Origin of the sequence: Caulobacter sp. Root1472 (assembly GCF_001426985.1) — a bacterium.
Taxonomy (GTDB): domain Bacteria; phylum Pseudomonadota; class Alphaproteobacteria; order Caulobacterales; family Caulobacteraceae; genus Caulobacter; species Caulobacter rhizosphaerae.
In genome coordinates this window covers 71,498-77,982 of the sequence record NZ_LMFX01000017.1, presented here as the reverse complement: position 1 = coordinate 77,982, position 6,485 = coordinate 71,498, and the positions used below count along the sequence as shown (strand labels likewise).

Genomic DNA, 6,485 nt, shown 5'->3' with positions numbered 1-6,485 from the left:
ACCCCGGCAAGGGTTCCATCAAGACCAAGATCAAGCGCGCCGGCTGGGATGAAACCTTCCTGCTCTCACTCCTGGGTCATATGCGATAGCCCTGCCCCACAGGGGGAGGATCTGGTGGGCCGACACCTAGCCCCCGCTGTACCCGCCGATGATCGGCAGCACCTCGCCGGTGATGTAGCTGGAGGTCTGGGGCGAGGCCAGGAAGACGTAGGCGGGGGCGATCTCCTCGGGCTGGGCGGGGCGCTTCATCGGGGTCTGGCCGCCGAACTGGGCCACCTGGGGCGCCAGCTTGTCGGCAGGGTTCAGGGGCGTCCACACCGGGCCCGGGGCCACGGCGTTGACCCGGATGCCCTTGTCGACCAGGTGGGCGGCCAGCGAGCGGGTGAAGGCGTGGATGCCGCCCTTGGTCAGGGAGTAGTCCAGCAGGTCCTTGTTGCCCAGCATGCCGGTGACCGAGCCGGTGTTGATGATCGCCCCGCCAGGCGGGATCACCTTCACCGCCGCCTGGGCCATGTGGAAATAGCCGTAGAGATTGGTCTTCAGCGTGCGGTCGAAGTGCTCGGGCGTCAGGTCCTCGAAGGCGGTGACGTGCTCCTGGAAGGCGGCGTTGTTGACCAGGACGTCCAGCTTGCCCAGTTCGGCGACCGTGCGCTCGACGGCGGCCTTGGCGTAGGCGGGATCGGCCACGTCGCCGGGCAACAGGATGGCGCGGCGGCCTTCGCGCTCGACGGCGGCCCGGGTCTCGGCCGCATCCAGCTCCTCGTCCAGATAGGCGATGGCCACGTCGGCGCCCTCGCGGGCGAACAGCACCGCCACGGCCCGGCCGATGCCGCTGTCGGCCCCGGTGATCAGGGCGACCTTGCCCTCCAGCTTGCCCGAGCCCTTGTAGAACGGCGCGTCGTACATCGGGGCCGGATCCAGCTTGGCCTCGATCCCCGGCTTGACCTGGTGCTGCTCGGGGAAGGGCGGGGCGGGATAGGGGCGGGCGCCGGCCTGCATGGCGGGCTTTTCCTGCTTCTGGTCGCCGTCTTGGCCCTTCCCCTGAAACGAGCGCTGCTCCTTGGCGTCCAGCGGGGCCTGTATGTCGCGCTCGGCCTGGGCGGCGCGCTCGGCGGCGGGTTCGAACTGCGGGGTTTCGACGTCGGGCATGGAGGCCTCCTGCGGCTGACGACGGCGAAACTGACGGGCGGCGCGGATGTTCCAAGCGGCAGCGCGCAAGCGGGGGTTGCCCAAAGCTGGAGCATCGGTCACCTTCCCGGCCTCTTGGAAAGGCCCTGAAGATGTCGCGTTCCGCGGCCGCGCCGGCTCCCCGCCCTGGGAAGCCGCACGGCGTCATTGTCTCCGACCTGATCGAACTGCTGCGGCTGGCCGGGCCCGTGGTGCTGTCGCGCCTGGGCATCATGGTCATGGGCCTGACCGACGCCATCGTCGTCGGCCACTTCTCGGCGACGCAGCTGGGCTTCCACGCCATGGCCTGGGCCCCGACCTCGGTGTTCGTGACCATGACGGTCGGCCTGCTGGTCGGGGTGCAGGTGATGGCCTCGCGGGCCACCGGGGCGGGCAAGCCGCACGAGACCGGCGCGGTGCTGCGGCGCGGCGTGGTCTACGCCCTGTGGCTGGGCGTCGCCGGCGCGGCGTTGTTGGCCATCGCCGGGCCGCCGCTGATGCACCATGCCGGCCTGGACACGGCGCTGGCCAACGGGGCCACGGCGCCGCTGGTCGTCTTCTCCCTGTCCCTGCCGCTGTTCGCCCTGAGCGTGACGCTGAGCTTCTGGCTCGAGGGCCTGGGGCGGCCGGGCCTGGTGACCGTGGCCATGTGGATCGCCAACCTGATCAACCTGGCGGCCAACCTGCTGCTGGTGCCGGGGACGTTCGGCCTGCCGGCCCTGGGCGCGGTGGGCGCGGCGTGGTCGACCTTCGTGGCGCGGGCGGCCTTCGCGGCGATGCTGGCGATGGTCATCGTGCGCCTGAAGGACGCCAGGGCCATGGGGGTGTTCGACCGGCCGGCGCCCGACCTGGCCGCCGCGCGCGAGCAGCGCCGGATCGGCTACGGGGCGGGCGGCTCCAACCTGTTCGAGTCCGGGGCCTTCGCCGGCATGAGCCTGGTGGCCGGCTGGCTGGGCGGCTATTCGGTGGCCGCCTGGGCGGTGGTGCTCAACGTCGTGGCGGTGATCTTCATGGTCCCGCTGGGCCTGTCGACGGCCACGGCAGTGCAGGTGGGCCGGGCGTATGGCGCGCGAGACTCCAAGGGCATGAGCCGGGCCGGCTGGGTCGCCTTCGGGGTGACCGCGGCCTTCTCGCTGCTGGTCACGGTGCTGCTCTATCCCCTGCGTCACCTGGTGGCGGGGGCCTACACCACCGATCCGGCCGCCTTGACCCTGATCGCGCCGGCCCTGGCGCTGAGCTGCCTGTTCCTGATCCCCGACGCCGTCCAGGTGGTCTGCGCCCAGGCCCTGCGGGCGCGGGGCGAGGTGTGGATCCCGACCGCGACCCACATGATCAGCTACGCCCTGGTCATGGGCCCCCTGGCCTGGTGGCTGGCCCTGCCGATGAAGCTGGGCGTGAACGGCATCGTCTGGTCGGTGATCATCACCAGCTTCCTGGCCGCGGGCCTGCTGCTGGGGCGGTATCGGATGCTGGACCTGAAGGAACGATAGCCGCCATGGGTCCTTCGAGGCCCGCTACGCGGGCGCCTCAGGATGAGGAACTCTGTGCTGATTGCCTCATCCTGAGGTGCGAGGCGTAGCCGAGCCCCGAAGGACGCACGGCGTTTCCGCCTAGATCGCCGCCCCCAAAATCCAGCCCTCTTCGGTCTGGGCGTCCACCACCAGGTCGGCCGGGGCGTCCTTGCTCGGGCCGAACAGGGCGGCCAGCTTGCCGGCCTCGTCCAGCTTGGCGAAGTGCTCGGCCAGGGCGCGCACCTGGGCGGCGTCCTTGACCTCGCCGGGGGCGGGGGTGGCCTTGACCAGCGAGGGGTAGACCTCGGCGATCACCACCTGCACGCCGTCCAGGTCGGCCTCGGTCAGGGCCTTGAAGCCGGTCTCGAACGGCCAGACCCGGGCGGCGTCGCCGCGGGCGTCCTTCAGCCGGCGCGCGGCCGGGATGCCGACGATCGCCTGCCCGCCGACCGAGCCGTTGTAATAGAGCTTCCAGATCGAGGCCGCGCCTTTCGCCGCCAGGTCCGCGTGGCGGAACTCCGGCAGGTCGCCCGGCCCGTGCTCGCGGGTGCGCTTGGGCTGCAGGGTGGTCAGGGCGTCCTTGGGCGGGCAGCCCCAGAACGGGAACGGCCCGCCGGTCAGCCGGCGGTTCAGCTCCGAGCCGACGCCGAAGCGGTTGTTGGTGTTGTCGGCCTTGTCCTTGACCATCTTGGCCAGCTGGTCCCAGACCGCGCGCCAGGGATGCTCGCCCTTCAGGGCCAGGGCCGCCGAGACGCCGCGCGGGAAGCCCAGCGGGAAGTCGAAGCCGACCAGGGCCCGCTCGCCGCGCTTCTTCAGGTCGTCGAGGATCGTCGCCAGCTTGGCCTCGGCCTCCTGGCGGGTGGGCGGGTTGAAGCTCTCGAAGGTCAGGCGGAAGCGCACGTCGCGCTTCATCACGCCGATCCACACGGAATCCGCCCCCGTGGTCGGCTTGGCCGCCGCGCTCCAGTCGACGATCACATAGGCGCTGAAGAGGCGCGACACGGCGGACGCTCCGTTTGGATTGAACGAAGCGCGCTTCTACTCCGGTCGGGCGAAGGCGACCACCCTTAAGCGAGCATAGGCGCTATCGGACGCTGGACCGATAAGGCCCTAGGCGGCGTTCCGTTCCGCCGCCGCGTCGGCGATCAGGACCGGGGCCGGCTGGCGGCTGAACCAGCGGGCGGGCGGCTCGCAGGCCGGGCCCAGGGCGGCGCGGACGATGGCCGGCGGGCGGCGCTCTTCCGGGGTCATGAACAGGCCGTTGGACTTGACGCCGAGGCCGGCCAGCTTGTGGGCCCCCAGCATGGTCAGCGGCACGGCCAGGATCAGGCCGGCCAGGATCGGCAGGGTGGCGGTCAGCAGGTCGGGCGTGAACCAGAAGGCCACGGCCAACACCACGCCGGTGACGCTGATCCAGCCCATGGCCGCGAAGGCTTCCTTGCCGGTGACCTTGTCGGCGTCGCGGCGCTGGGTGGCCCAGCCGCCGACCTTGCCGGCCAGGATCTCGACCAGGGCGCGGGTCTGGGTGAACATCAGCATCGGGGCCACCAGGGCCGAGAGCAGCATCTCCACGCCCAGGCCGGCCAGGATCCGGCGGCGGCCGCCGAAGCCCTTGATCTCGTTCTTGCGCGAAAAGACCAGGATCGAGCCCAGGATCTTGGGGCCGAACAGCAGGACGAAGGTGATGATCATCGCCCAGGCGGTGGCCTGGATCTCGCGCCAGTCGATCAGGGCGTGGGCCGCGGCCTGCAGGTCGGCCATGGTGAAGGCGGCCTTCTTCAGCTCGGGCATCAGCATGCGCGAGATGATCCCCGACGACAGGGCCACGAACCACAGGGGCGAGAGCACGTAGCTGAGCACGCCGATCACCAGGTGCAGGCGGCTCATCCAGTGCAGGCCGGGCAGGCCGACCAGCGGGATGTGCTGCACGTTGCCCCGGCACCAGCGGCGGTCGCGGGTGGCGAAGTCCAGCAGGTTGGAGGGGCTCTCTTCATACGAGCCGCCCAGATAGGGGGCCAGGTGCACGCCCCAGCCGCCGCGGCGCAGCAGGGCGCTTTCCAGGGCGTCGTGGCTCATCACCTCGCCGCCGAACGGCTTGGGGCCGTCCAGGCTGGGCAGGCCGCAGGTCTCGGCGAAGGCGCGGGTGCGCACGATGGCGTTGTGGCCCCAGAAGCTGCTCTCCGAGCCCGACCACCAGGCCAGGCCCGTCCAGGCGACGCGGCCGTAAAGGCGGGTGGCGAACTGCAGCGTGCGGGCGAAGATCGTCTGGCCGTTGATGATCATCGGCATGGTCTGGATCAGGCCCACGCGCGGATGGCGCTCCATGGCGTCGGCCAGGCGAACCATGGCCTCGCCGGTCATCAGGCTGTCGGCGTCCAGCACCAGCATGTGCTCGTAGTCGCCGCCCCAGCGGGCCACCCAATCAGCGATGTTGCCGGCCTTGCGGCCCGTGTTCTGGGTGCGCTTGCGATAGAAGACGTGGCTGTTGGCCTCGCGGCGGAAGCGGGCGAAGCAGGCCTGCTCGGCCAGGGCCACGGCGGCGTCGCGGGTGTCGCTGAGGATGAAGATGTCGAAGGCGCGGCTGGCGCCCGTTTCGGCGATCGAGGCGTCCATGGCGCGCAGGCGGGCGAATACCTCGGCGGCGTCCTCGTTGTGCACCGGCATCAGGATCGCCGTGCGGGCCTTGGGCTTGGGCATGGGCGAGGCGGCGCTGTCGTCGATGCCCAGCGGGTCGCGGGGCTTGCCCAGCAGCACCACGAAGCCGACCACGGCGGTGCAGAACCACAGGGCCAGGGCCAGGAACAGCGGGACCAGCAGGGTCAGGACCACGGCTTCCAGGCGGGTGACGCCGCCCAGGGCGATGGTGTCGTAGGTGGCCCGCCAGCCGGCGAAGGCCATGATCGCGGTGGCGACGAACACGCCCCAGCGGCGCAGCACCAGGTTTTCCTGGGCGGTGGCGACCGGCTTGGCCTGGCCCTGCCAGAAGGCCAGCGGCTGGACCGGCATGGCCAAGGGTGCGTCGGCGGGGATCTCGACCCGGTCGCTGGTGGAGACTGCCATGTCGTAGGCGACGCTCCGCGAGGAGGTCAGGTCGAAGAAAGCGCCGCGTTCGCTCATCAGGTCCATCGTCTCGGCTGTCCGGTTCGGATGGATCCGAGGGCCGGGCCTCTCCGAAGGGGCTCGAGAGGCGCAAGGCCGGCCTTCACGGGACGCGCTATGATCGCTAGGGATGGAGGTCCTCTAGGATCGGCGTGCTCGGTTCGGGCGGTCCGGCGTGGTCTCGACGACCGGCGTGGAGAGCCGCCGGCAGGCCTTAGAGTAAAACTTCGATCACAAAATCGCTACCACAATCGCCGGCCTTTTCGCACTTGCGGCAAAAAACCTTGTATGAGTGACGTGTTCGGATCGATCCGCCAAATTTCCAAAACTGATAAGCTCATGAAAATAAAAGCAATATCTGCCGGTTTCCTGATGGTGGCGCTTGCCGCCTGCGGCCCGGTCAAGCCGGCGAAAACCGCGTCCGAGGCCCCGGCGACGACTGCGGCGGCGCTTCCGGCGGGCCCGGAATACGATTCGACGGGCGTCATCGCCGGGCTTGAGGGCCAGGCGGTAACGCTCGATCACGAGGGCGCGAGCGCGGCGAAGCTGGCGCCGGGCCGTACCGTTTTCCAGGCCTATGGCGACATCCTGGCCGAGGCGCCGCTGACGCCCGGCGCGCGGATCGCCTTCAAGTTCCACAAGGTTGGCGAGGCCTGGGAACTGACCGAGTTGAAGGCCCGCTAGGCAGTTCCCCAGCTCGGCCATGGA

Annotated in this window: 5 protein-coding genes; 2 read left to right on the top strand and 3 right to left on the bottom strand. The window is 70.2% G+C overall.

What is annotated here, in order from left to right; genetic code table 11:
• Positions 1-126 precede the first annotated feature (126 nt).
• Positions 127-1,149, bottom strand: a complete 1,023-nt coding sequence (locus ASD47_RS13405; RefSeq protein WP_056757188.1) for an SDR family oxidoreductase — start codon at positions 1,147-1,149, stop codon at positions 127-129.
• Positions 1,150-1,280: 131 nt separating this feature from the next.
• On the opposite strand from ASD47_RS13405, the gene ASD47_RS13400 reads away from it, so the two are divergent.
• On the top strand, positions 1,281-2,657 hold the full coding sequence (locus ASD47_RS13400; RefSeq protein ID WP_056757181.1) for an MATE family efflux transporter: 1,377 nt from the start codon (positions 1,281-1,283) through the stop codon (positions 2,655-2,657).
• Between the two features lie 120 nt (positions 2,658-2,777).
• On the opposite strand, the gene ASD47_RS13395 is transcribed toward ASD47_RS13400, so the two are convergent.
• Both ASD47_RS13395 and mdoH read right to left on the bottom strand, forming a co-directional pair.
• Entirely contained in the window at positions 2,778-3,680 is a 903-nt protein-coding gene (locus tag ASD47_RS13395) for a hypothetical protein (RefSeq protein WP_056757178.1), read from the bottom strand.
• Between the two features lie 108 nt (positions 3,681-3,788).
• Complete coding sequence (gene mdoH, locus ASD47_RS13390; RefSeq protein ID WP_056757213.1) at positions 3,789-5,795, bottom strand: glucans biosynthesis glucosyltransferase MdoH; 2,007 nt, start codon at positions 5,793-5,795, stop codon at positions 3,789-3,791.
• 270 nt (positions 5,796-6,065) lie between these two features.
• Here mdoH and ASD47_RS13385 point away from each other — a divergent pair, with 270 nt between their 5' ends.
• Entirely contained in the window at positions 6,066-6,461 is a 396-nt protein-coding gene (locus ASD47_RS13385) for a copper-binding protein (RefSeq protein ID WP_235525874.1), read from the top strand.
• Positions 6,462-6,485 lie beyond the last annotated feature (24 nt).